The organism is Aequorivita marina (assembly GCF_031631895.2).
GTDB lineage: Bacteria > Bacteroidota > Bacteroidia > Flavobacteriales > Flavobacteriaceae > Aequorivita > Aequorivita marina.
Genome location: NZ_JAVMBW020000007.1, coordinates 114,574 through 137,838 on the forward strand (window position 1 = coordinate 114,574; position 23,265 = coordinate 137,838).

The 23,265-nt window shown below is 32.4% G+C and carries 27 protein-coding genes; all 27 read right to left on the minus strand.

Going from position 1 to position 23,265, the window contains the following annotated elements; translation table 11 throughout:
* Position 1: 1 nt before the first annotated feature.
* The 27 genes from QPK98_RS09970 to QPK98_RS10100 all read right to left on the minus strand — a co-directional run bounded on the left by QPK98_RS09970 (position 2) and on the right by QPK98_RS10100 (position 23,264).
* Positions 2-505 (minus strand): DUF2231 domain-containing protein, encoded by a 504-nt coding sequence (locus QPK98_RS09970; protein ID WP_310993130.1) that lies wholly within the window; start codon positions 503-505, stop codon positions 2-4.
* A 4-nt stretch (positions 506-509) separates the two neighbouring features.
* Positions 510-830: a hypothetical protein gene (locus tag QPK98_RS09975; RefSeq protein WP_310993131.1), complete on the minus strand. Its 321-nt coding sequence runs from the start codon at positions 828-830 to the stop codon at positions 510-512.
* 216 nt (positions 831-1,046) lie between these two features.
* The gene (locus tag QPK98_RS09980) at positions 1,047-1,652 is read right to left on the minus strand and encodes a hypothetical protein (protein WP_310993132.1); all 606 of its coding nucleotides are present in this window, start codon (positions 1,650-1,652) and stop codon (positions 1,047-1,049) included.
* A 294-nt stretch (positions 1,653-1,946) separates the two neighbouring features.
* On the minus strand, positions 1,947-3,146 hold the full coding sequence (locus tag QPK98_RS09985; RefSeq protein ID WP_310993133.1) for a protein kinase family protein: 1,200 nt from the start codon (positions 3,144-3,146) through the stop codon (positions 1,947-1,949).
* 3 nt (positions 3,147-3,149) lie between these two features.
* Positions 3,150-4,445, minus strand: a complete 1,296-nt coding sequence (locus QPK98_RS09990; RefSeq protein ID WP_310993135.1) for a hypothetical protein — start codon at positions 4,443-4,445, stop codon at positions 3,150-3,152.
* Positions 4,445-5,251 carry a vWA domain-containing protein gene (locus QPK98_RS09995; protein ID WP_310993136.1) on the minus strand — a complete coding sequence of 269 codons (807 nt, stop codon included), beginning with the start codon at positions 5,249-5,251 and terminating at the stop codon, positions 4,445-4,447. The genes QPK98_RS09990 and QPK98_RS09995 overlap by 1 nt, the downstream gene beginning before the upstream one ends.
* Positions 5,252-5,262: 11 nt before the next feature.
* Positions 5,263-5,763: a DUF805 domain-containing protein gene (locus QPK98_RS10000; protein ID WP_310993137.1), complete on the minus strand. Its 501-nt coding sequence runs from the start codon at positions 5,761-5,763 to the stop codon at positions 5,263-5,265.
* Between the two features lie 313 nt (positions 5,764-6,076).
* Positions 6,077-6,826 (minus strand): Plug domain-containing protein, encoded by a 750-nt coding sequence (locus tag QPK98_RS10005; protein ID WP_310993139.1) that lies wholly within the window; start codon positions 6,824-6,826, stop codon positions 6,077-6,079.
* 156 nt (positions 6,827-6,982) lie between these two features.
* The gene (locus tag QPK98_RS10010; RefSeq protein ID WP_310993141.1) at positions 6,983-7,648 is read right to left on the minus strand and encodes a hypothetical protein; all 666 of its coding nucleotides are present in this window, start codon (positions 7,646-7,648) and stop codon (positions 6,983-6,985) included.
* A 221-nt stretch (positions 7,649-7,869) separates the two neighbouring features.
* Complete coding sequence (locus QPK98_RS10015; protein WP_310993143.1) at positions 7,870-8,892, minus strand: hypothetical protein; 1,023 nt, start codon at positions 8,890-8,892, stop codon at positions 7,870-7,872.
* 162 nt (positions 8,893-9,054) lie between these two features.
* Positions 9,055-9,390, minus strand: a complete 336-nt coding sequence (locus QPK98_RS10020; RefSeq protein WP_310993145.1) for a hypothetical protein — start codon at positions 9,388-9,390, stop codon at positions 9,055-9,057.
* Complete coding sequence (locus QPK98_RS10025; RefSeq protein WP_310993147.1) at positions 9,380-9,781, minus strand: contact-dependent growth inhibition system immunity protein; 402 nt, start codon at positions 9,779-9,781, stop codon at positions 9,380-9,382. Before QPK98_RS10025 ends, QPK98_RS10020 begins: the two co-directional genes overlap by 11 nt.
* 169 nt (positions 9,782-9,950) lie before the next feature.
* On the minus strand, positions 9,951-10,445 hold the full coding sequence (locus QPK98_RS10030; RefSeq protein WP_310993149.1) for a hypothetical protein: 495 nt from the start codon (positions 10,443-10,445) through the stop codon (positions 9,951-9,953).
* A gap of 231 nt (positions 10,446-10,676) precedes the next feature.
* Positions 10,677-11,312, minus strand: coding sequence for a hypothetical protein (locus tag QPK98_RS10035; RefSeq protein WP_310993152.1), 636 nt, complete (start codon positions 11,310-11,312; stop codon positions 10,677-10,679).
* Positions 11,313-11,315: 3 nt separating this feature from the next.
* The gene (locus QPK98_RS10040) at positions 11,316-11,906 is read right to left on the minus strand and encodes a hypothetical protein (protein ID WP_310993153.1); all 591 of its coding nucleotides are present in this window, start codon (positions 11,904-11,906) and stop codon (positions 11,316-11,318) included.
* 160 nt (positions 11,907-12,066) lie between these two features.
* Positions 12,067-12,627 (minus strand): hypothetical protein, encoded by a 561-nt coding sequence (locus QPK98_RS10045; protein ID WP_310993155.1) that lies wholly within the window; start codon positions 12,625-12,627, stop codon positions 12,067-12,069.
* A 624-nt stretch (positions 12,628-13,251) separates the two neighbouring features.
* Positions 13,252-13,953 carry a DCL family protein gene (locus tag QPK98_RS10050; protein WP_310993158.1) on the minus strand — a complete coding sequence of 234 codons (702 nt, stop codon included), beginning with the start codon at positions 13,951-13,953 and terminating at the stop codon, positions 13,252-13,254.
* Positions 13,954-14,174: 221 nt separating this feature from the next.
* Positions 14,175-14,807, minus strand: coding sequence for a hypothetical protein (locus QPK98_RS10055; protein ID WP_310993159.1), 633 nt, complete (start codon positions 14,805-14,807; stop codon positions 14,175-14,177).
* A gap of 118 nt (positions 14,808-14,925) precedes the next feature.
* Positions 14,926-15,654, minus strand: coding sequence for a hypothetical protein (locus tag QPK98_RS10060; protein WP_310993160.1), 729 nt, complete (start codon positions 15,652-15,654; stop codon positions 14,926-14,928).
* A gap of 230 nt (positions 15,655-15,884) precedes the next feature.
* Positions 15,885-16,301, minus strand: coding sequence for a UPF0158 family protein (locus QPK98_RS10065; protein ID WP_310993162.1), 417 nt, complete (start codon positions 16,299-16,301; stop codon positions 15,885-15,887).
* 59 nt (positions 16,302-16,360) lie between these two features.
* On the minus strand, positions 16,361-16,549 hold the full coding sequence (locus tag QPK98_RS10070) for a hypothetical protein (RefSeq protein ID WP_310993164.1): 189 nt from the start codon (positions 16,547-16,549) through the stop codon (positions 16,361-16,363).
* 198 nt (positions 16,550-16,747) lie between these two features.
* Positions 16,748-17,950: a hypothetical protein gene (locus QPK98_RS10075; RefSeq protein WP_310993165.1), complete on the minus strand. Its 1,203-nt coding sequence runs from the start codon at positions 17,948-17,950 to the stop codon at positions 16,748-16,750.
* A gap of 221 nt (positions 17,951-18,171) precedes the next feature.
* Entirely contained in the window at positions 18,172-19,071 is a 900-nt protein-coding gene (locus QPK98_RS10080; protein WP_310993167.1) for a DMT family transporter, read from the minus strand.
* Between the two features lie 226 nt (positions 19,072-19,297).
* The gene (locus QPK98_RS10085) at positions 19,298-20,101 is read right to left on the minus strand and encodes a hypothetical protein (RefSeq protein WP_310993168.1); all 804 of its coding nucleotides are present in this window, start codon (positions 20,099-20,101) and stop codon (positions 19,298-19,300) included.
* Positions 20,102-20,237: 136 nt separating this feature from the next.
* Positions 20,238-20,900, minus strand: a complete 663-nt coding sequence (locus QPK98_RS10090; RefSeq protein ID WP_310993170.1) for a hypothetical protein — start codon at positions 20,898-20,900, stop codon at positions 20,238-20,240.
* Positions 20,901-21,024: 124 nt separating this feature from the next.
* On the minus strand, positions 21,025-21,456 hold the full coding sequence (locus tag QPK98_RS10095; protein WP_310993171.1) for a carboxypeptidase-like regulatory domain-containing protein: 432 nt from the start codon (positions 21,454-21,456) through the stop codon (positions 21,025-21,027).
* Positions 21,457-21,722: 266 nt separating this feature from the next.
* Positions 21,723-23,264, minus strand: a complete 1,542-nt coding sequence (locus QPK98_RS10100) for an ATP-binding protein (RefSeq protein WP_310993172.1) — start codon at positions 23,262-23,264, stop codon at positions 21,723-21,725.
* Position 23,265: the final 1 nt, after the last annotated feature.

Consider the following 23,265-nt stretch of genomic DNA (forward strand, 5'->3'; position numbering starts at 1 on the left):
TTTACTTAACAAATTCAGAACAGTTCGCAGAAGGCTTGTAAGTTCCCGCGCCTTGTTGATAAACTAATGAAGCACCTAAATGACCTGTGTAAAAAAGACCGAAAAGAGCCACGATTAATAAAACCCGATTTACAGTCTTGATTAAATTGGAAAATCTGGATTCAATGAATTTTAAACTTATTTGAAGTAAGAAAGCCGCTGAATAAACGATTAAAGTCGCATAAGCCCACCATTGGTGTTCTTGCAAAACTTTTGGGTCGCAAATTTTTCTTACTTCAATACTGTAAGCTAATTCTCCTGTATAAATGGCAATCCAACCGCTGAAAACACCAATCGTCAACATTACAAAAGTGGTCTGTTTTAAAAACAAATTTTGAGCTTCACTTTTTACTATTAAACTTATAATAGCAGTTAATGAAGCTAATAGCAATGTAACGATTGGTAAATGAACAGATAGCGGATGCCAAACTTCTTCTCTCCAAAAAGAAGGAATTTCAGCAATCATTTTATTATTTAAGAATTTTTACAGAAACAGGCACGTTTTTGTTTCCTTGTTTTTCAACGGTTATTTCAACTTTACCATTTTCCTTTAGGGCATCGAAAGTGGTAGTTTGTCCGTCACTGGTCATTAGTTTAGTTTCTTCTGTAAAATAGAGTTCAACTAATTTATCATCAGAGGTTCTCACATAAATTTCTTTTTCTCCTGGCTCGACTTCTTCAGCCACACCTTGATATGTTCCTGAATTTACAACATCAGTATTCTTGTTTTCGCCACAAGAGTTTAGTAAAAAAACTCCGCCTAATAATAATCCTAAAATTAATTTTTTCATTGTTCTTGTTTTTTATGTTTTTTCAAAGTTATAAAATGTATTCTGTCTTTTTGTGTTATCACGTTTTTTTTAACTTGCTGCCAACGGTCTCGGGTATGAAACGTAGGGCATTTCGAAGCTCTTAACTGTCCGCCCGAAACCTAGCTTTCTAAGAAACCGAAACTTGCGGGAAGCACTGTCCACCCTATGTTTTATACCCATTGTTGTGGGCAGTTTTTATTCATTTTTTTCAATTTCAAAATGATTCAGCCATTCTTTTTCAGTCCGAAATTTTCCTTTTGAATCCTTTTCCATAAACAATGCACCTTGTTCTTTGTCAATCAAAAGCGTATCTGGAATAAAATCGTTGTCATATGGCTTCTCGCTAAAAATTATCAAATCATTTTCAATTTTGTATTTACCGTAAAATGTCTGCGAAAACCCAAACATTCCATTAGCTTGATTTTCGACATTTCCATTCCTTCTTAAAATCAGTCGGTAATAATAAAGGTCGTCCTTTAGAACAGCAGTCATTATTTTCTCTGATTTGAAAATTTCAGAGTGATACAGATTAAAAGCAAAAATTGAGAACACCACTATTCCGTGTGCAGTCAGTTTGATTTTACTTGTCTGCTTACCTTTTCTGATTAATGAAATAATAGTGTCAAAAATTGAAAAAGTATAAAGCAGTATTACTGGGATAATTATTAGTCCATAAGAGAGTAACCAAATAATCATTCCGCCAAAAAAGTCAGTGATAATCCAACCAATTAGTCCGACTGCTGAAATTACTGCAATAATCTCAGACGCTGATAATTTGGTTTTTCTGTTTTCAGTCGTCATTCGTTGGTTTTTTCAAATTGCCCACAACGTTTAGTATATGAAAAGTAGGCGATTTCGAAGCACTGAACTTTCGGTTCAGCACAAAGTTTGATGCGAGCCAGAACCCTTGATTTTATTACTATCTCGCCTATTTTTTATATACATTGTTATGCCTCCGCCCTTTTTCCTTTCGTTTGTTTTGTTGTCATTTCGTATCGTTTTCTGTCGAGCGTTACCTTGGTGGCTCTTTTGCAAAACTTGGCTTTTGGGTTGGCTTGAGCGATTTTGCAAATGTGCCACCAAATGCTTTGGCAGTTAGTTAAATTCTATTTCGATTAAATTTTGATGTGTGTTTAGAGTAATCCGTTTAGTCTCCTTGCCATTAGAAACTATAATTACTTTACCCTCATAAGTGTTTTTGTCAAGTTCTAATGGCGTTGATCCTAGTCTCTGAAATGTAGAAGTCAATATTGAAGCAGAGCCACAATTTGAAGTTATTTTATACTTATTACTCGAAACTTTTTTATCTGTAGGTTCTGTATTGATATTTTTTGGAATGAACCTTTGATGTTCAGTTGGAATTGTATTTGTTGTTCCTACTTCTTGATTAAATAATACTGGTTTAGTAATAACAGAATATTCACTATTACAAAACCATTTTAACTTATCTAAGTAATAGTTTAGGTTTGAAGAGTTAAGTTTATAAAGTCGGTTAAATAGAGGAGATTGATTTGGATTCAAAAAATCTTGAATTGTAAAGAGGAAATTGTCAAGCGTGTTGAAACCTCCTTGCATTACCTCTCGCCAAAGAGTCTTGTCTATCTTTAGTGCCTCCAAAGCTGTTAGCATTACCCAAAATGAAAATCTATCCATTTCTGGATTGAAATTATTTAAAGTCCTTTTTGGGTGCTGAAATTCACTTCGCCCTTTCTCAATTGACTTTTTAAAAGCAAGTTCAGGAACATACATGCCATCATAATCAATAAGTTTTACTTGGAAATTTGAAGAATAGCCCGAAATAACAATGTTCCCACATTGTAAATCTCCATGACCTACTTTGTTTTTTTCTAAATCATCAGAAATTGAAACTAATTTATTTTGCAATTCTGATAAGACATTATTATTTGACAAGTTTTGTGAAACAAATTCATTGATTAAAACACCGTTAATCCATTCCATTTTTAAAACTGGATAAGATTTGCCATTAACTGTAATTTCACTATCAATAAATTCGCACACTGTTTTCCATGAAGAATTCAATTGAGAAATGTATTTACAAATGCTTTTGTATCGCTCTATTGTTTCATTTTCAGCAGAGAGGAAACAACGAATAGCATAGGTGCTCCCATTAATTGAACCTTTAAATACGGCTGCATATGCTCCCGAACCAAATAGGTAAACCTTAATTGGGGTAGTTCTTGATGGAATTAGGTTGATACCATTTAGAGACCTGAAAGAATTACCACCTCTTTTTTGAATTACCTGATTATACTCTCCAATACTGGGATAATTCATAGCTTATTTTTTTGATTTCTTAGATTGATATTCTTGCCAAGCTTTCTCTGATTGCTCACCCCAAATGCCATCATCAGTTAATTTATAGCCCGCCTTAATTAATTCCTGTTGTCTTTTCTTTGCCTCATCTTTTGTGATAGGTTTAGTATTATTTTCAGTTTCTTTTACCGTCTCCTTACTTTCTGTAGGCACTATTGTTTCCGAAATTTTATTTTTAAGTGTTTTTATTTCTGATTGTAAATCTTTAATTGTTTTCTCATATTTTCCTTCGGTTATAGTTTCTGTATTTTGTTTATTTGGAATAGGCGTATTTGTTTTTGGGCGAAGCAAATACATCATTAACATATTTACCATTAATAAACTTACTGTTACCATAAGTAATATTTCATGAAGTTTAAGTTTTGATTTTACATGGTGCATATCTTTTGCTACACCATTAAATTGATTTCTTATTTCATTCATTTCCATATTTGAATTTTTTGTTGGTTTGTTTTCTGTCAAGGATGCTGGAATAAATTCCTCCTCTTTTTCCTTCGGGAATTCAAATTTATTTGGAGGACAAATTAATTTGATGTCTGTATTAGTTTCAGATGTAATAATAATTGCTGAAATATCATCTTCCTCAAGTTCTTTTGCTTCCCATTTTTTCAGACAAAAATCGAGTAAGTTTTCAAATGTCTGGATTCTTAAAAGGTCTTTAATTGTGTCTGGTTTTTTTAATATAAGGCGACTTAATGCATCTGTAGCTAAAATAATTGTATCACTTTGGCTATACGATAATGATGTGCTTTTGAAAAATGCTTCATCAATTCCATTTTGGAGAAGAACTTCCGTATTCACAAAGTGATTATTGGCATCAAGACTATTAATATCAGAATATGGAAATGTTTTAATTTTATTTTCGGAATTTAAAAGAAATAAGTTTGTGTCACCACAAGAAATCACTTCAATATTGTTTCTTTCATTTATTCTTATTCCAATAAATGTAGCTGTACCACCTTTACTCTGTTTAGCCCTCTCCAAAGAAGCCTTTGCTGGGTTTGGACTAAAGTCGAACTTTGCATTTTTATATGCGGAAACGGATTCTTTAAATTTTGTAATTAAATTTTGAGGCAAAAAATTCGGATTATTAACAAACTCCTTTGTGATAATTTCTGCCCATAATTCAGAATTGAAACTTTGTGTAGTCCCGTCTGCTAATGCAAATACACTATTGTCTGAACTTAGAGCATATCTGTCCTGAATATATTTGTATTCATAGGAAGCTCTTTTATGAAGTTGTAAAATTTTAATACTCATTACTGTGGTGTTCCAATGTTTAAGAAATTGATTAAATCTGATGCATTACCATTAAATACATAACCTTTTGCACCATTATTAATTCGATAACCTTTTTGCAAAGCGATTCTAATCATGTTTTCGTCAAGAGGCGTGGAGATATCAAAAAGTAGTTTTCCAAATCTATCTATTGAAGGTGTCTCATTTGGGAATAAACTTTTATCACCTGCCTTAGACGAAATATGAATGTTTAAAATGTTTACACTCCCATAGTTAGTTCTCAACTGTTTTATTTGTTGAGTTTCGTTAATTAATGGGGCAAAACTACTACCTGCATCAGTTGCTTCTCCATCGGTTATATTTATGATTATCGGTGGGTGACAATCTCTGTGGTTTCCCCAATTTATCCAATCGTTGCATAATCTTTTTGCATTCTCAAATGCCTTGGTCATTGGTGTGTTTTGCTCTGCATAGGGTTTAATCCAAATTGGCTTATCGTTTTGCTGTCCTAATGGGTATTCAAAAATATTTTTAATAGAGACCACCCATTTTCCTGCTAATTGTCCTTCCCAACCCGATTGAGCAGAGTTTTTCTCTTTACCATAACCAATTATCGCAATTTCAAACCTGTTTTTAAGTTCTCCACCGCTACCAATACATCTTAAACCCACTTCATAAATAATGTCGTTTATTGCCTCTGCAACCTCAAATGCTTTGCTGTGTGAAGCATTCCCAAATTGCTCACTCATTGAATAACTTTGGTCAATAAGATAAACAATCAAGCAAGGGTTTGTACTGCTTATTGTTAGATTTCTAATGTCGTGCATATTTCTTTCTTTTAATTGTATAAATCTCCGTCTTTGTATCCGTCACGGTTTGATTCCTGACCTGCTTGATTGAAGTTTGTATTTGGATTATTATGTCCACCACTATAACCACCTTGATAACCGGAACCTGTATTTATTTGAGGATTAGAATTTCCTTGAGTTGGATTGTTGGAACTTCCTTGATACGTTTGTCCACCCATAACTTGAATGCCTTTTGGGTTTTCTCCATATTGATTTACACCTGGCTGTCCGTCTTGAAAAATTAGCCAAAGAGCATAGAAAGGTATAAGTTGCCACCATCCACTGTTTCCAACATCATGACATCTTTTTGCACCTTGAGCCCACAAAAACCAAAGTAATGGTATGTAAGCAATCATAAGAAAAGCTGCGTCACCTCGACTTTCTTCTACTATGACATTAATAATTCCTGCTGCAACAGCATAGATAATAAAACTTAGACCGTATTCAGTTCTTCTGATACGTCCTTCAAATGAAAATGGATTTTTGAACATGTTACTTGTTTTTAATTGTTTATGATTAGAATTTAAAATTGTTTTCTTGTGCGTTGGGGCAAAAGCAAATGTGCTGCATAGCGTTGGTTTTGAGCGTTGGGATGCAGCTCTTTTGATTTTGCAGAAGCGTTGGCTTCATATTGTTTCTTTTTTCTTTCATTGTCGTTTCTGTCTTTTAGGGTGAGGCATAACGGTCTCGTATAACCGTCAGTTACGGGTTAAAGTACGCAAATTTTTCGGTTTAGCACAGACGTTAGCAATTCCGAGTGGATTCGGACGTAGTCGAATCCGCCGTAATTGCGGTTATACATTGTTACCTGCCGTATTTTTTCCATATTTTTTTAAATCTTTTTTCAGATGTCAATAGTAATATAACTCCATTTATTGCTCTCGAACCGTAAATACTTGCAGATTGTTCTTTAGTCAGATATTTTATCGCATAAGTTTCCACAAGTAGTAATTCTTTCAATGGTTCTCTATTTTGTAATGGTCGTCCATTCACCACAACAAGCGGTTCTGGATTTCCAATTCCACCATCTCGTATTTTTATTTTCACATTCGGATTAGAGTCCGAAATTTTTACTCCATAATTGTTTGCTGTACTATCTGGATTGTAGTTCAACACTTTAAAAACTAAAGAGTCAACATATTTATATACCTTTTGTTCAGATAGCTTGTCAAATCGCATTAATTTCAGTTCCTGTGAATTTTGTTCTTTTAATTCGACGATTCTAAATTTGTCGGCAAGAATTCCGTTTTGATGATATTCGATTACTTGTCCGAAATCTGTTTTTCTTAACTTAATTTTCTCCTTTCCAACAATTCCACTGATTCTTGGTGGTTCTGTACAAATATTTAATTCGTTAGTCTTAAATTTTCTCTTTTCTATTGTCCATTTAGTTTGGTGGCAATCTTTAATGTTTGGATAAAATTTAATCGTGTCCGCTTTTGAAAACAACTCCGTATTGGTTTTCCAAATTCCGTTCAAATCTTTTTTCTTTATTTGAGAGAAACTGAAGTTAGTTAATAGGAAGAAGTATATTGTTAAAGCTGTAATTTTCATTTGTGGTTATATGGCAGGTAACGGTTTTGTGTATGGTTAGTTGCGTGTTTAAGCAACTAATTTAGCAAAAGTGGACGAACCAGAGGAATTTCCGAAGGAAATTCCGAGTAGACCTGAACCAAGCAATTAATTATACACGTTGTTGCCAACAGTTTTTTATTCCGTTTCTATTAATTCAAATTTATTTTCCGATTCTAATTCTTTAATAAATTCAGTCATAATTTTGTCCCATTCCACAATCCTTGATTCTTTATTAAACTCAAAGTTTAAATTTCGTTCAGGATAATTTTCGTGAATTATTTCGTATTCCATTCCTTCCCAGCCTCTTTCTTCCCATTTCTTAATTTCCTCTTTTGTGTATTTGCGTTTAGAAGCATATACTTTTTTTTGGTCAAACTCTTGTAAATCAAAATAGTCAAATTGCTTATCAAAATTTTCTTTGCCCGATTTTATTACGAAATGTCTAAAGCAAGAATGAGAAATTGTTATTCTGCTTGAGTAAGTTTTATTTCCGACAATTGAGTCTGGTTTGTATTCAAAATGCTCAACGTTCTCAATATTTAATTTCTCTTTGTTCTTTTTATAAAAACTAAAAAAAGTTGAGTCCGTAAGTTTAATCGGTTTGAATTTCTGTAACGATTTATTATCGTATTCAGAGTTTTTAAATTTTTGAATAAATGTCGAATTTTCTTTTTTCCAGAGCAAATATGCAGTTGAGGAAACTCCATAATTTATGCAGGTCAGTTTTGTGTATCCAATTTCTTTTATTCCGCTTGTTTTTAATTCAGCAATTTCAAGATTTAGAATAGAGTCGATTTTCATTTCGAACTTTTGTGAAAAAGCCTGAAATGATAATAGAAGTAATAAAATTTTAAATATGTTCTTGATTGTCTTCAAATTGTTGGCAACGGTGAGTATATGAAAAGTAGGCGATTTCGAAGCACGAAACTTTCGGTTAAGCATAAAGTTTGATACGAGCCAAAACTCTTGATTCTATTACTGTTTCGCCTATTTTTTATATACATTGTTACCTGCTGGGATTTTTAAATTTCTCTTATTTCGTGTCTAATTTTTCCTTTCTTATTTTCAATGGTCAAGACAATTTTATTAGTGTTAGGAACAATCGTTATTTTGATAACCGTCTCGTTTTTAATTTTCTCATACTTTATTTTTGAAAGATTCACTGTTGAATTGAAACCACTATTTCTATATTCATCAGATTCTTGGAAGTAAGAGTTTTTAATTTGAAAGAGTCCAAATCCTTTTTCCTTACTGGCTATTGCTATTTTGTCACCTATAATTACAAAGTCTGTGAATGTATGATAGTCCTTTTTCTGTTCATTTGAGGATAATGCAAAGCTATTTTTAAGATTTAGATCATCATATACTGTTATATGTTCAGTTGCTCCAACATATCCACTATAAGTTCCTGAAATTAGACCAAAATAGTTATCAGTTATGCGTCCCTGATAAATACTTTCGTAAGCTCCATTTGATTTAAGCTCTTTGAAATGTGATAAGTCAAGTTTGCCTTTTGAGCCCAATTTGTAAAACAAAACATACTTCGGCATAATAATATTGTCAATTGCAACGAGTAAACTATCATTAACAACTAAATCATCAATCGCTTTTCCAGGGAACATTACTTCAATTGGTATTTGAAGTTTATGCCATTGTTTACTTTGTAAATTGTATTGAACTAGCATTTCTTTCACCATTTCTCCACCAATAAAAAGATTTTCACCATTTAACAGTATTGTCTTTGGCTTGAGGTCAAAAGGAATTTTTAGTTTATTTTCTATTTCATTCGTGAGGTCAAATAGAGAAATGTTGTTTTTTGCCGTGTCTAGCACTACAACTCGTGATTTTTGGTCAGTCGTGTAGATAGATTTTTTAGAAATTGCGAATGTCTTTATTTGCTTTATTTCGTTGTTTTCAAATGAGTTTATTGATATGGTTTTCTGGTCTTGTTGCAGTAAGAACAGTTTCCCATCCTTAATTCCATTTTGTCCGAGAACAGTTAAGTATGAAAGAAAAAATAATACTGTAAAAATTAGACTTTTCATTGTCGTGTCGTTTTTTTGCCTTGCAGGTAACGTGTTTGTGTATGATTAGTGGCGTGTTTAAGCACCTAATTTAGCAAATAAAAACCGAATAGAAAATCCGCGAGGATTTTCGTAAGTAGGCGAGAACCAGCCATTAATTATACACGGTGTTGGCAACTGGCTTTATTCCGTTATTGCTTGTTCTTTATATAATTTAACAAATTCCTTTGCGTCTTTCATAGATTCAGGATATTTAGCATAATTCTGATATCCATATATTTTTCCGCTCTCATCTTTCAAAGTTTGTTCCCAAATATGATAATATCTAAATCCATTTTCCACTAAAAATTTAACAACATTCCATTTCTTAATATCAGTTTGTTTTGGTGGTTGAAACAAATGATATAATTCAGTCATTGGTTTTTCGCATTGAGGACAAATTGAGATATGAGCCTTTTCCAAATCTGCAGGTCTGTTGAAAGCTTTTCGACAATCTAAACACACTTTTTTATATCCCATTCTCAATAACGTTTTTTATTTTATCAAATTTTTTCTCTCCGAGTTCATTTTTTATTAATTCCGAATTCAATTCCACAAGCTTTTTAAAAATCTGAAATTCATATTGATTTTCATCCCAAAATTTAGTCGGTAAATTTGAAACAGCGACAAGTAAATCGCCTTCGTAAAAGTCACATTCGGTCAAAATATTCCGTTCGAGTTTTTCGAGTGCGATTCCAATTAGATATTCAGTTCCGATTTGTTGAGAAATCAGAAGTCTTATCTGTTCGTTTGTCAATTCCGCAATGCTGATTTTCCGATAACGATAACATTTTTCAACCAAATCAGTAGGAAATTCGGAAGGGTTTTTCCAAATATCTTTTTCTAATTGTTCGATTGATTTTGTTTCCATTCTCGGTTTTTTTCAGCTTGTTGCCAACGTGTTTGTGTATGATGTCGTTGCGTGTTCAAGCACTAAAGTTAGCAAATAAATCACAGATAGAAAGTCCGCGAGGACTTTCGTAAGTAGGCTATAACTAGCAATGAATTATACACGGTGTTGCCAGTAGTTTTTATTCCGTTTAGAATGGTTCAAATTTTCCGTTTTTAGGGAATCCGTGATAATATATGACTATTTCATTGAAAGCTGTTGCTCCATTCCAACGTTTAAAATCATTCCATTTCAGCGAGTCTAATATTTTGTCCGATTTAGATAATATCAATGAATCTAATTTCGATAATTTTTGATAGGCAATTTGGGCATCTAATTCCTTTGGTATTTCTCCGTAGAATAATCGATAAACCGAATTTTTACTCTTTTTCGTACGCTTGCCAATTTCGTCGGAATAAAAACTGTAATAAACTGAATCCGCAACTTTTATGACAATCCGTTTGTTGGGTTTTTCGCCATTCAATTCAGTTTCCACATAATTGTCGTTGTTCAAGTCAGTCTGAACATAAAATTTTACAGTTCCAAATTCTGTTTTTTCCCTTTTAATCAGTCCTTTTTGTGTCGAGCAAGAAATAACTAAAGCTATTAAAATAAGTAGTAATATTTTTGTTTTTACGTTTTTCATTCAAATTACTGGCAACGGTTAGTATAAAAGAAGTAGGGCTGAAAATAAGCAATTACCTTTCGGATTATCCACAAGCCAAATCTTTTGCATTTTGTTTTATATTTTTGTTCCAAAAGCCAAATCAAAAGATTTGGCGACCTCGCAAATATGCCTGAACATTGGGTTTAGCACTTACTTGCCCTATTTTTTTTATATAGTGTTGCCACACGTTTTTGTTACGTGTTGCATTTTTTAATCCAAATCTATATCAATATCAGCAACTTTCTCATTTCCATAATATAATTCAAATACTGGTTCCTTATCGAACTTTTGAATTGCGAAAAAAGCATCAGCAATAAAAGAATTCATTGTTATTGGTGCATAGTATATTCCTGAAACTATTGGGTTTTTATCAGTCCCAAAATTTATTTGGCAGGTAATATTCTTATAACCTTCAAATTGATAATCTTCAAAAGTGTCTTTAATTTTTGGGTCAAAATCGGGAACACTTTGATAAGGACGGCCTCGTTTATTAAGCAATTTAGTTTTTAATAGTTCTTTACCTTGATAAGTTGGTACGCCAATTGAAAATGATTTATAACCGACAAATTCCACAAGTTGGTATCGAACTTTATTTACAGTATCCAATAAGGAAAATGGGTTTACATCAACATCCTTTTTATTCTCGGATTTGATTTTTGATTTTATCATTATTTTTTCCAAACCATCGCCTTTTACTTTTACGTTCTGTTGTGTATGAAAAAGAGTAGGAGCTTTTTTGACCTTTTTTATGTCAATTGTAATATTGTTGTTAACGGTAATTTCTTGTGCAACTATATAATTTGTCGAAATAATTGCAATTAATAAAATGAAGGTAAATCTTTTCATACGTTATTTATTTAAAATTTGGTTTAATGGTATTTTAATTCCTATATAATATGCAGTTCTTAAAAGTTCATCCTCAACAATTCTTGAAAACGGACTATGTATTCCGACATCAATTATTAGAAGTTTTGGGTATCTATAATTTAAGCCGAGTTTAATTGGAAAATCAACTTTTTTAGTTTTTTCATTCAATTCTTCATTTTCAAAATCAGGCGTTTTGGTCATATAAGCAATTCCCGCCCCGAGATTTAAATATAATTCTCCATTTTTGATTAATGACAGTGAAGCATAAGGGATAAAATTTATTGAGGTAAATTCGACATTTTTCAATTCTGTAGATGTTGTTTTTGTATAAAATAACTCTCCAGCTATCGCAATACGTTCTTCGAGGAAAAATTGGCTAAATACTCCAAAGCTAAAATTATTTTCATATCCTGTAGTTCTTGAACCTTCTCCGCCATATTCTCCAACGACTATAAATGAGTCATCAGGAATATTAAAAGATGTTCTTTCATAATTAAACATCGGTCCAATTTCAAATTCCTGTGAAAATGATAATTGAGGAATCAATATCATTAGTAAAATAATTTTTTTCATAGCTCTCGATTTTTTTTAAATGGGTGGCAACGTTTGGTGTATGGCTCGTTGCGGGAAATCAGCTATGATTTTCCGCCGTGGCCGAAAGATAGCAAATTGCAATGAATTCCGATTAAGGAATTCAGCCGCAATGAGCTATACACGGTGTTGCCACACGTTTTTATTCAAATCCGCCAAATTCCGCACATTTAATAATCCTCAAAATATTTAAGTTTTTGTCCAATTCGGTTATGAAATATTCTCCAGCGTGACTAAACTGATGTTCCCAAAGATTCTCGGAAACTCTGCTAATAGAGTCAAGGTCGTTTCTCACAAATTGTTTTTCTATAAACTTAAATGTAGGAATTAGATATTCCGAACCCCAAGACTGCTCTTTTTGGATTTGCAACTCATTGTCGTCATTTACATAATAAACTTCAATTAATTTTCCGTCTTGCCAGAAATAGGTCTTAACGGTTTGATATTTGGTTATTACGTGATGTCCACCTCTGTTTTGAAAAGTTTCTATAACATAGAGATTCGAATCAGATAATTTATAATTATTTAAAAATTTTGGTAGAATTCGTTTTCGAAGTTTCTCTTGATATTTAGTTTTTGAATAGCTTTTTATTTCAGGATATTTTGTTTTGAATTCTGAATTTATCTGTTTTACCACTCCATTATTGATAGAACAGGAAGTCAGAATCAAAAGTAAGGTTATTATGTTTAGTAGTTTTTTCAAATGTGTGGCAACGTCCCGGCTATGAATAGTGCGCCCAAAAATACACTGGTTTTTGAAATAGGCACTTAGCCAAAGCTTTGTTTTTTACTTATTTTCAGTATTGCGCCAAAATAAAGTTTTGGCGACTTCGTAAATATACGATTGCTTTTGGAATATTCCCCGCCGCAGCATTATTTATAGCCTTTTGTTGCCAAGCGTTTTTATATGCAGTCTCTATTCTGATTCCGCTTCGCCGCTCAATTATATCACGATTTGTGGAGCTCCGCTTTGCCGCTTTTTCTCTTTTAAATTTTAAAATTCTAGTATTCGATTCCGCCCTGATTGCGTTTTGCTGATAAATTCTTTATCCTTTTTTAGAGTTCCGCACCTGATTCGGATGGATTTTGTGTCCGATGGATTTTTGACCTGAAATCGCGGGTTTGATTGTCCAGAATATATTTATCAAATGCTTGGCAACGGCAAGTATAAGCGTAGTGCGGGATTAGGAGCACTTCACTTTCAATTTACCGATATGTTTGTTAATATTCAATTCGCTCAAATTTAGCACTTTAGCCCGCATTACGCTTATACAATGTTGTGCAACGGTTTTGGGGTTTGCGAGTATTCTTAATTTTGCTATGGTTTTTACTCAATGGTTAAGTCCTTTGATGTTTTTCCAATTCTACCTTGATGAGCTCTGCTCAAATTTAATTCTCTTTTTACCAATCTTAAATTAGCCTTTTCTTTATGATATTCTCTAAATTCCGCTTTTAAATCTTTATCTGCGAGTTCGTTTGGGCCTCCTCCGATTTGTAAATATTCAATTTCGTTGACATTTAAACCTTTAATTTCTATAAACCTGTCCACAATCACAGAAAAAGTGTTTGGTTGTCTATGATCAACGTTCAAATCTTCATAGGTTAGTAATTCCCCCGATTCTTGGCACTTTACTTTACTCTTTATTGCATTTTCCTTAAAAAATTTTTGTTTTACGGTTATTAAGTCGTTTTGAATAGCTTGACGACAAGCATTTCTAAATCTTGAAAACTGGTTTTTGGGTTTATTTATTCGTTTGGTATATGATAAGAATTCCGTACTTCCATCTTTTCTTACTAATTCAAAACTTTTTGTTTTATACTTTGCAGTTCCAATTCTGAAATAATCAATCCCACAGCCAATTTTTTCTTTTTTCTTAGGATGAATTTCAATTAAGCCATAAACATTCTCAAAATCAGATGAATTTAAGATTTCTCCAAACTCATAAGAGTTTAAAATTTTCTTGTAAAATTCAAGAGCATCTTTTTTGAAAGTGAATTTATTGCCCGCTATTTCTATCGGTTTCTTCATTTTTTTTAACTGTTGCACAACGGTCGTGTATATGGCTCGTAGCGTGTAAATTAAACATTTATTTTCGGATTAAGCACAAGCCAGATTTTTAAATTTTACTATTTATCTTTTTTTTGGAAATCGTCAAATTTAAAAATTTGGCGACTTTCCAAATATGCCTTTACTTTGATTAAGCAACTAATTAGCTATGAGCTATATACGTTGTTGTGCGTAGGTTTTTTTCAGTTTGTAATTTCCATTCTATATTCAGCGATTATTGACAAAAGGTCTTTTCCAAGCAAAAACATATTAAATGTATAATCTACTTTTTCTGCAATCGTCAAATTTTCAATATTTCCTACCGACACAGATAATGTTTCATTTTCGACCTTGTTATTAAATTGGAAATGCTCAGATGAAAAATGAATATGTCCACTAAGCTTTTTATACAAAGATTTAAATTGAGGGAAAATTTCATTAATTTTTGTGACTAAATAATTGTCTGTCATTTTATTTCCATCTCGGTCTTTTAAATTTCTAATGTGTTCTCCGTTTAGTACTTTTTTATAAAATTCACTCGAATTAGGATATAAACTCAAAGCATATAATCTTAAACAATTATCTATTTGCAATCTCATTAATGAAATTGCGGTTTGATAATTATTAGATTCCGCAAGAGTAACGAAACCTCTATTTAAAGAAATCGCTCTATTGGTTATTGACATTATATAGTGGTTTATTTCAGTTATTCCGCTTTCAATTTCGTAAATCTTTTTTATCTCCGAAATAAATAGTTTCTCAAGTAATAGGATATTCTTAAAAGTGTGTTCTAAGTTACTCTCATCAACATTCTTATTTAGTTTCTGTTTTTCCATACGGTTGAGTTAACTTACGCACAACGGCCATGGCTATGGCAAGTGCGGGATTTCGAAGCCGCTTTCTTGTCCAGCTACCGTAAATTTATTTAGTTGTAATATCTTCATTTTTAAGCAGTCAGCCCGCATTTGCTATAGCCGATGTTACCTGCTGGCTTTCTTTATTTTCTTTCGTCAGGTTAGATAAAGTCAAAAGTCCGCCTACCACCAAAATCGCACCGCCAACAAATGGAAATCCTGCTCCTACCAAGTCAGCCATATTTGACGAGAACAAAAACGGAAGGCAAAATAGCATTCCAAATACTCCTGCCAATACTGTAGCCATTGCAGCAAATTGAGTTAATCGTTTCATATTCAATAGGTTTATTTTTTGTCGTGTCGGTTGAGCCAATTCAGTCCTTAATTCATTAATTGGTCTGTTTGCAAAGTCATTAATTGTCCATTTTGAGATCGGGACAGTTTGTCTTCCTTTTTCAAAGTCCGAATAAAAAGTCGCCCATAAGTCAGGAAGTAAAATGGCTCCAAAAAAGAAAATTGTAAATGATGGAATAGAGTAATTGCCATTTCCAATCATAAATGCCTGCATCCGAATTTCATCTTCTGCTGTCATTTTGTAGTCAAGTAGAACATGCTTTAAATCGTGACTTTCATACTTAGGCACAAGAGTCAATTTGTGGTCGTCTAAACAATTTGCGATTTCCTTTCCTAATGTTCCGTTTTTAAGTTTTCTTAATTTGTCAACTTGTTGGTGGTATCTGTCCATTTTACTGAAGTATTCAATTGTCAAAACTGAGGCGTCAAATGACACCTTGATAATTCTTCTTGATGTTTTCTGTAAAATGTTCATTCGTTCGGTTTTTCAGCTTGCAGGTAACGGTTTTGTATATGGCTCGTAGCGTCTAAATTAGCAATTATTTTTCGGTTTAAGAACAAGCCAAATTTTAAATTTTACTACTTATCTTGTTTATTGGAAAGTTGTCAAATTTAAAAATTTGGCGACTTTCCAAATATGCCTTAACTTCGATTAAGCAACTAGCTAGCTATGAGCTATATACGTTGTTGTGCGCTGGCTTTTCCTCAGTTTAATTGCGTTTCTACTATATTTTCCAATTCGTTTTGTTTAAAATCAAACCAGTTTTGTCTATAATCCGAGTTATCAATTCTGTTTTTAAAATTCTGAAATGGTTTTTTACGTTCTAAAATATTTTCCAATTCCGATTGAAATTGTTTGTCCACAATTTGGACAATAAAATGTTCCATAATTTTAAAAGACTGGAAACTTTCTAAAACCTCGATTTTTATAAAATCCGCTTTGTTTTTTGTTACTTTTTTCAATTCAGCTCCAAAAGATTCACGAAATTCATCTTCATCCAATATTTCTTCAAAATTCGGAATCGTTATTAATTCGTTCGTTCTAGGATTGTAAAAACAGTCGTTTCCGCAACCCAATTCCTGCGCAATTTCTTTAATGATATTCGATTTGGAATTTTCCATTTCATATCAGAGTTATGTTGTTCGTTAAAGTTTTCGGGATTGGCTTATATTCACGGAGATTAAGTAAGATAGATGACTACCATTAAAAGAGATATAAAACCGAGAAAGCCGTATAAAACTTTATTTAAATTGGATTTTATTCCCTCAGTTTTATAAAGTCCATACATTCCAACTGGAGGTAAGATGAACAATAGCGTATCTACTATTGTAGGATTGTTGTACCACTTATTATTGTTTTCTTTATCCATCGTTTCTTTGTTTTAATTATTAAATATAGCGATTTATTTTTTTAGCTTGCGCACAACGTGTTTGTATATGGTTTGTTGCGTGGTTTAAGCACCTAATTTAGCAAATAAAAACCGAATAGAAAATCCGCGAGGATTTTCGTAAGTAGGCTAGAACTAGCAATAAATTATATACGGTGTTGGCAACTGGCTTTATTTTATTTATTTCGGAAAATGAAAGAACATTAATTCAATCTGAATAATTTTTTTTGAATCTTCAGGTAGGGTAAATTCATAACTAAATGAGGATTCATAACTATCATTGACAAATCTTTTAAAATTAGTATGTTCTTTAATTTCTTTTTTTGCAGTTTCCATAACGCTTGTTATCTCATTTTGATTTACAAACATCATCAAAGCTGTTTTTGAGTCACGATGAGTTAAATAGCCTAATAATTGGTCAATAGCAGATAAAAGACTTTTTTTTCCTTTCCAAAACTTACATTCTGCAACAAATAAGTTAGTTCCGTCATTAGCATATTTGAGTAAAATATCTGTTTTCCCCTTTTTATTAAAAGCTTCCCCAACACCAGTCGTTGAATCATATCTTGTCTCAAGAAATAACAAAAAAACATCTCTTAAATCTTCTTCGTGTTTTTCTTTATATAAAGATTGTTTTCTTTCTATCGATTTACCTACATTATAGATTATTTCTTTGATGTCATTATAGACTTGTTCTTGCAAGTAAGGTGTTATGTCTTTTCTTTTCGAAGTTTCTGAAACAGGTTTTGGAATATTTTTTCTAACTACTGGTTTTGATGCTACAAAAGAGTCAGAATGAGGATTTACATTCAATCCTATAGCTTTCATAAAATCCATTTTTTCAGAAACCACACCTTTGCGATTTTCAATAAGTCTTGTTATTAGTTGGGATAAACCTTTGTTCCAAGGTTCTATTTCGCTATTTATTCTTGGGATATTTCTATTTAATTCTGATTTTATATTCGAAACAGCAGAATTAAATTTCGTAGCATCTAGATTGTCCAGAGTTATAGTTGCTGTTATATCGCTTCTGTTAATGTTAACACCTTTATCTAAATACACGATTCCAGATGTAGATGGAAAACAGTCAAATAATTCTCTTTGTCCGTTAAAAGGAATTTTTACAAAAATTTCAAAAACTTTTTGTTCGTAAGTCTCTCCCCAATGATTTTGAACATTTCTTGTTGTCTCTTTAGGTTTTGAAGGAATTGGGTCAAGTAGTTCTATTGGTTGAATAGTATATTTTAATTCAAGATTTTCTGTTAGAACATACAAGTCAGTTGAATCAGTTATTTCTAGTGAATCTATTTCCTTTGAAAGTACTTTTCTAACGTTACTTATGTAGTCAGATAAAAAATATTTGTTGAATACGTTTCCTCTCATAGTTTTTTTTAGCTTGTTGCCAACGTGTTTGTATATGGCAAGTAGCGTGCAAAAAAGCGCTAATTTTTCGGTTGAGCCACAAGCCAATTTTTTGTTTTAAGTTTTTATCTTTAAATTTCTAAAACGCCAAAAATAAAAAATTGGCTACTTTTCAAATATACCAAAATTTCCGGTTTAGAAAAGACGCAGCTATTTGTTATATACGGTGTTGGGCGCAGTTTTTATTCCTTTCCCAATGATTTGTTTTTCTTTTCTCTAATGAGATATACACTAATCAAAATTAATAATCCACCGATTGCATACCAAACTGTAAATTTCTCTTTGTCCAAAATTCCCCAAATTACCGCAACGACTGGTAATAAAAGTGAAATGGTACTTACAAAAACCGCAGAGGTATCTTGAACAAGTTTGAAAAACAAAAACATCACCAAAGTAGTGCTAATGACGGTTAGAAAGATTAAATAGCCTAGAGCCGTTAATGTTTCATTTTGGCTGTAATCAAAGTCTGTAAAAAAACCTGAAAAACTTAAAATAAAAAGAGAGGGCACCATCCAAATAGTGTAAATACCTGTTGATATATCTGTCGATTTTATGTGATGTAATTTTTTTTCAATAATGAGTGCGGCAACGGCATAAAGTGCCGAACCTATAACTAATAAAACTGTATAATAAAGATGATTTTGGCCATTTTCTGAATTCGAAGAGTAAACTAAAATGATAGCACCTATAAATCCAATTATTGCACCAGCATATTGAATAACTTTATTTCTGATTCCAAACAGAATTGCTCCTAAAACGAGTGTGAATATTGGGTCTAATGCATTTATGATGCCTGCCAATGAGCTACTTACGCCTTGTTGTGCAATAGGAAAAATAAAGACCACTAAAAAGTTACCAAATAATCCTGATAGAGCAATCCAAAAAACGTCCTTTTTTGACATTCTTTTCAAAGCTGGGAATCCAATAAATGACAAAAGCAAGCCTGACAATCCTGCCCTAAAAGCTCCGATTTGATATGGGTCAAATACTGGTAGTATTTTTTTTATGAGTATAAAAGAAGAACCCCAGATTATAGCAATAAAGATGAGTAGAAAATATTTATTTTGAATGAATTGCCTCATAAAATGTCTATGTTTATTTAATTCGACAAATTTAATATTTGGATTTTATAAAATCATTCAATCAAGTATTTTTTATTGACTTTCATCGATTTTTTAAATTGCGCCCAACGGTTTGTGTATGATTAGTGGCGTGTTTAAGCACCTAATTTAGCAAATAAACACCGAATAGAAAATCCGCGAGGATTTTCGTAAGTAGGCGAGAACCAGCCATTAATTATACACGGTGTTACCACACGTTTTTCATTTTTTCAATTCGTTCAGGATATTTTCCTTTTTCTAAAAATTCCTTAAATTCCTCTCCAGTAAATTTTACATTTCCAGAATTAATTGTTGTTTTTTTCCAGTTTGAAACTATTAATTGAACAGAATTAAACAACTCTTTATTTTCGTCTCCATTTTCAATTCCGATTCGTAATTCTCCATTTTCTATACCGATAAATTTGAAAAACAAACCTTTTTGGGTTTCACTTATTTTATTTAGAGTTTGGATAAAATATCCACTATAATCTGGATATGGAACTTTTTCGGATTGAATAAGTTCGCTTGCAAAATATCTAAAACCTGTTTTAAAACCATATGCTTCAAGTTTTTCAATCCAATAATTGACTGTTGGAACTTCCTTTTCGGTTGCTGTTATATAAATTTCACGGTTACTAATCCAAGGTTTGGTATAGGTTTGAGTGATTTTAGGTTCGCTAATCTCTAAAGATTTACAAGTCAATTCAAATAGATTTGGTGTATCGAACTTTAATCCCAGTCCGTTCTCTGTCAAATCAATTCCGTTTATACAAGATTCTTTTGTTGGTATAAATAGGTCTTTTTTATAAGTCCAATTAGTAATTCCGATTGGTTTTAAACAAAATTCCTTTAATTCCTGCTTTTCTCCTGCTACATAAGTTCCAACTGTTTGATAACCGACTATAATTTCAAGTCCGTTTTTAGAATCATTAATTTCAGATATAAATCCGTCTTCAAACCAATAATTTTGGTCGAGCCATTTTTCTAATTTATCTCTGCTGTCGATGTTCATTCAAATGTGTGGTAACGGTCTCGTATAACCGTCAGTTACGGGATTAAAGTTAATAATTTTCGGTTAAGCACTGACGTTAGCAATTCCGAGTGGATTCGGACGTAGTCGAATCCGCCGTAATTGCGGTTATACATTGTTACCACCAGTTTTTTATTCCGAGCAATTCTTTCATTCGGTCGTTATATCTATATAGAATTCGATGTTCCTCCAAAGTTCCAGACATTTTTTCGGGATACTCAATTTCAAATCCATACTCTTTAGATTTTAATTCCAATTGTTCAATAAAATTCTTTGAGTATTTAATTCCATTTCCAAGCAAGTATCTTTTATTTCCAGCAAAAAAGTCCTGTTCAGCCTTTTTAGTATTGAATTTTTTATAAAATTCAGGTGCTTTAGTTGAATCAATTTTGTTCGAGATATGGTAATCATAAATTTTAAATTCGAGACTGTCTTTTGCGCCAAGTCCCTCAATAAACAAGAATTCTTCTCTTAAGTCTTTTGTTTTAGGATTTACGGTTATACTACAATAATTGAAATATTTATTTGGGATTTTAAAAATTCCAAGAGAGTCAGTTTTCAATAGAGTTGTATCCTTTTTATTTGTAATTAAAATATCGTGTTTTCTTTTATTCAAATACGCAAGAGTTTTGTCAGTAGTCGATTCCGTAAATTTGTCATTAGTATCTCGATATTTTACAACTTTTACTTTTCCGACTTTCGATTCCGATTCCTGCGCAAATGTATCTTGGAATAATCCAACAATTAGAATTAGTAATATGTTTATTAAAATACGCTTCATTCAAATTGGTGGTAACGGTTTCGGCTATGGTTTCGTTGCGGAATGGTTCGGCAGAACTATTCCGCCGTAAACCAAACATTGCAAACACGCAGGAATTTCCGAATGGAAATTCCGCCGCAATGAACTATAGCCGGTGTTGGCAACTGCTATTTTTCCAAACGTTTTGTTTTTCCGCTGTTTTATATAGTTTTTTTAGTCGTTTTTCAATTCTGCGATATGCTTTGCGGTATTGTTTTTCTGTCCAAATAGCTCCCAAACAATTCACATCTTTATCCATCATTATCAAATTCAGAGTTTGAGTCGGCTTTTCAATTTTTATTTTGTCCGTTGTCAGTCCAATCATTTGAAATTCCAGAGTATCATTTTCCGTTGCGTTTATTTCATAACGACCATTTTGGTCAGATATAGATTCCGTTCCGTTATTCAGATTCGTGATTTTTACTCCAAATAGACAATTCAGTTTTTCGTCTACTATTTTTCCGCTCAAGTTTGTTCCAATTTGAGCAAAAGTCAAATTAGAAATTCCAATTAATATTATAAGCAGGATTTTTTTCATAGTTGTTGCCAACGGGCTCGGCTATGCGTAGTGCGGGATTTCAAAGCACTTCACTTTCCGTTTAGCTGTTAGTTTATTTAATGTAATTACTCTCATATTAGTACTTTAGCCCGCATTACGTATAGCCATTGTTGTGCGGTCGTACTTCTTTTTCGTCCGTCTGTCAGCGTTGGCAAAGACATACTCTTTTGCAATTTTTGGTTGCAGCGAGGGCTGGTGCGAATTGAAAATGTGTATGGCTTTTAGCGTAGGTAAATTATTCACGATTATTCTCGTGATTCCTTTTCATTACGTTCTTTTTCAATTTCAAACGGTATTCTTAATAAGTTGTCCTTAATAAATTTAACCGTATCGTGGCCAATACTTCCTGTCTTGTTCCAAGCTTTCCATTCAGAAACTCCGTCATAAACTACGTGTCTTAAAAATACCAAAACACCGTTGTCATCTTTTATTTCTTGCCAATGAGGATGATTAGGGTTAAAGACTACGATTAATTCGTAATTATCCTTTTTTTGAGCGGCAGAATCAGATATAACATAAGGGTCAAATGGTGACATATCTTCATCAGTATAAAGCTTGACAAGCAAACTGCCAAGTTTTATAACAACAGGTTCGGATATTCGGTTTATGACGGCTTCAAGTAAGAAATCATTAGCTTTTTCTAATGCAATTTCTGGTGGTATCTCAATATTCTCTATTAAATCTATGGCAACTTCATTTTCCATTTCGTGATGCAAATTCCCGAGTGCAACCTCAATGGCTTTAACATCTGATATATCAACAGATTCTCGAACTCTTCTAGTTAGAGCTATTCTGACTAATTCTTTTACTTCTTCTTTAAGTTTATTTTCTAGTTCTTCTTCTTGTTCACCAGACCAGAGTATTTGATCTTTTGTGTGGCTAACATCAAATCCATCAATAAAAATTTCTCCAATTAGTCTTTGATTTACTAAATCATTTCTACCACCATCTTGTTCACCAAAAATTTCACTTGGTCGATAATTTGTATTTATTACCCTTTCTGATTGTACTAAAGCAAAACCTGCTTGACCTCTGTCTCCTCTGTTTAAAACCCCTGCCCAACCTTTTACAGGCTTTCCATCAACAATAAAATCAAATTCTTTTTTTGTTCTTTCTCCTTCAAAATTCTCTACTAATAGGTTATCTAAATTTTTCCAAGTTAGAAATTTATCCATCCATTTTATTTCCAGTTTTTCCGATAGTAAATCATAGCGGTAAATTGAAGATAAATATGACCTTACTTTTGATAATGTTCTACCGACAAAACGTCTATGCAAGTCCCAAATACGAATATTAGTGTAATGTGATTCTTTATCAACTTCATTTTCTTCAATTTCAAGAGAAATATTGCCATTTTCAATTTTTCGTATGTCTACAGTTATCTTATATTCTTTGCTATTTCCTAGACGACTTGTAGTAACAGACCATTTATCACCTAACCAAAAGGAAGAAGTTTTAAGTCCTAACCCGTACTTGCTTCTACCAGTGTTTATTTCTGGTTTTTGACCAGTGTTAAAAGCTCTTCTTAACACTTCTTCGTTCATTCCAATAGAATTGTCTTTAATTTCGAAATAATCATCAGATAAATTTTCCCCTCTAAAATATTCTATGTCAACGAACAAAGACTCCCCATCTAGTTCTAGTTGTTCGTCTAGCTCTTCCTTGTTTTCTTCATAGGCTTGTGTTGAGTTATCAATATATTCGGCTAATGCGTACCAAAGCTTATATGATAATCGTTTGTAAGATTCAGCAATATTTGCTGTAAAAGTTAAGTTTAGATTTTCCATA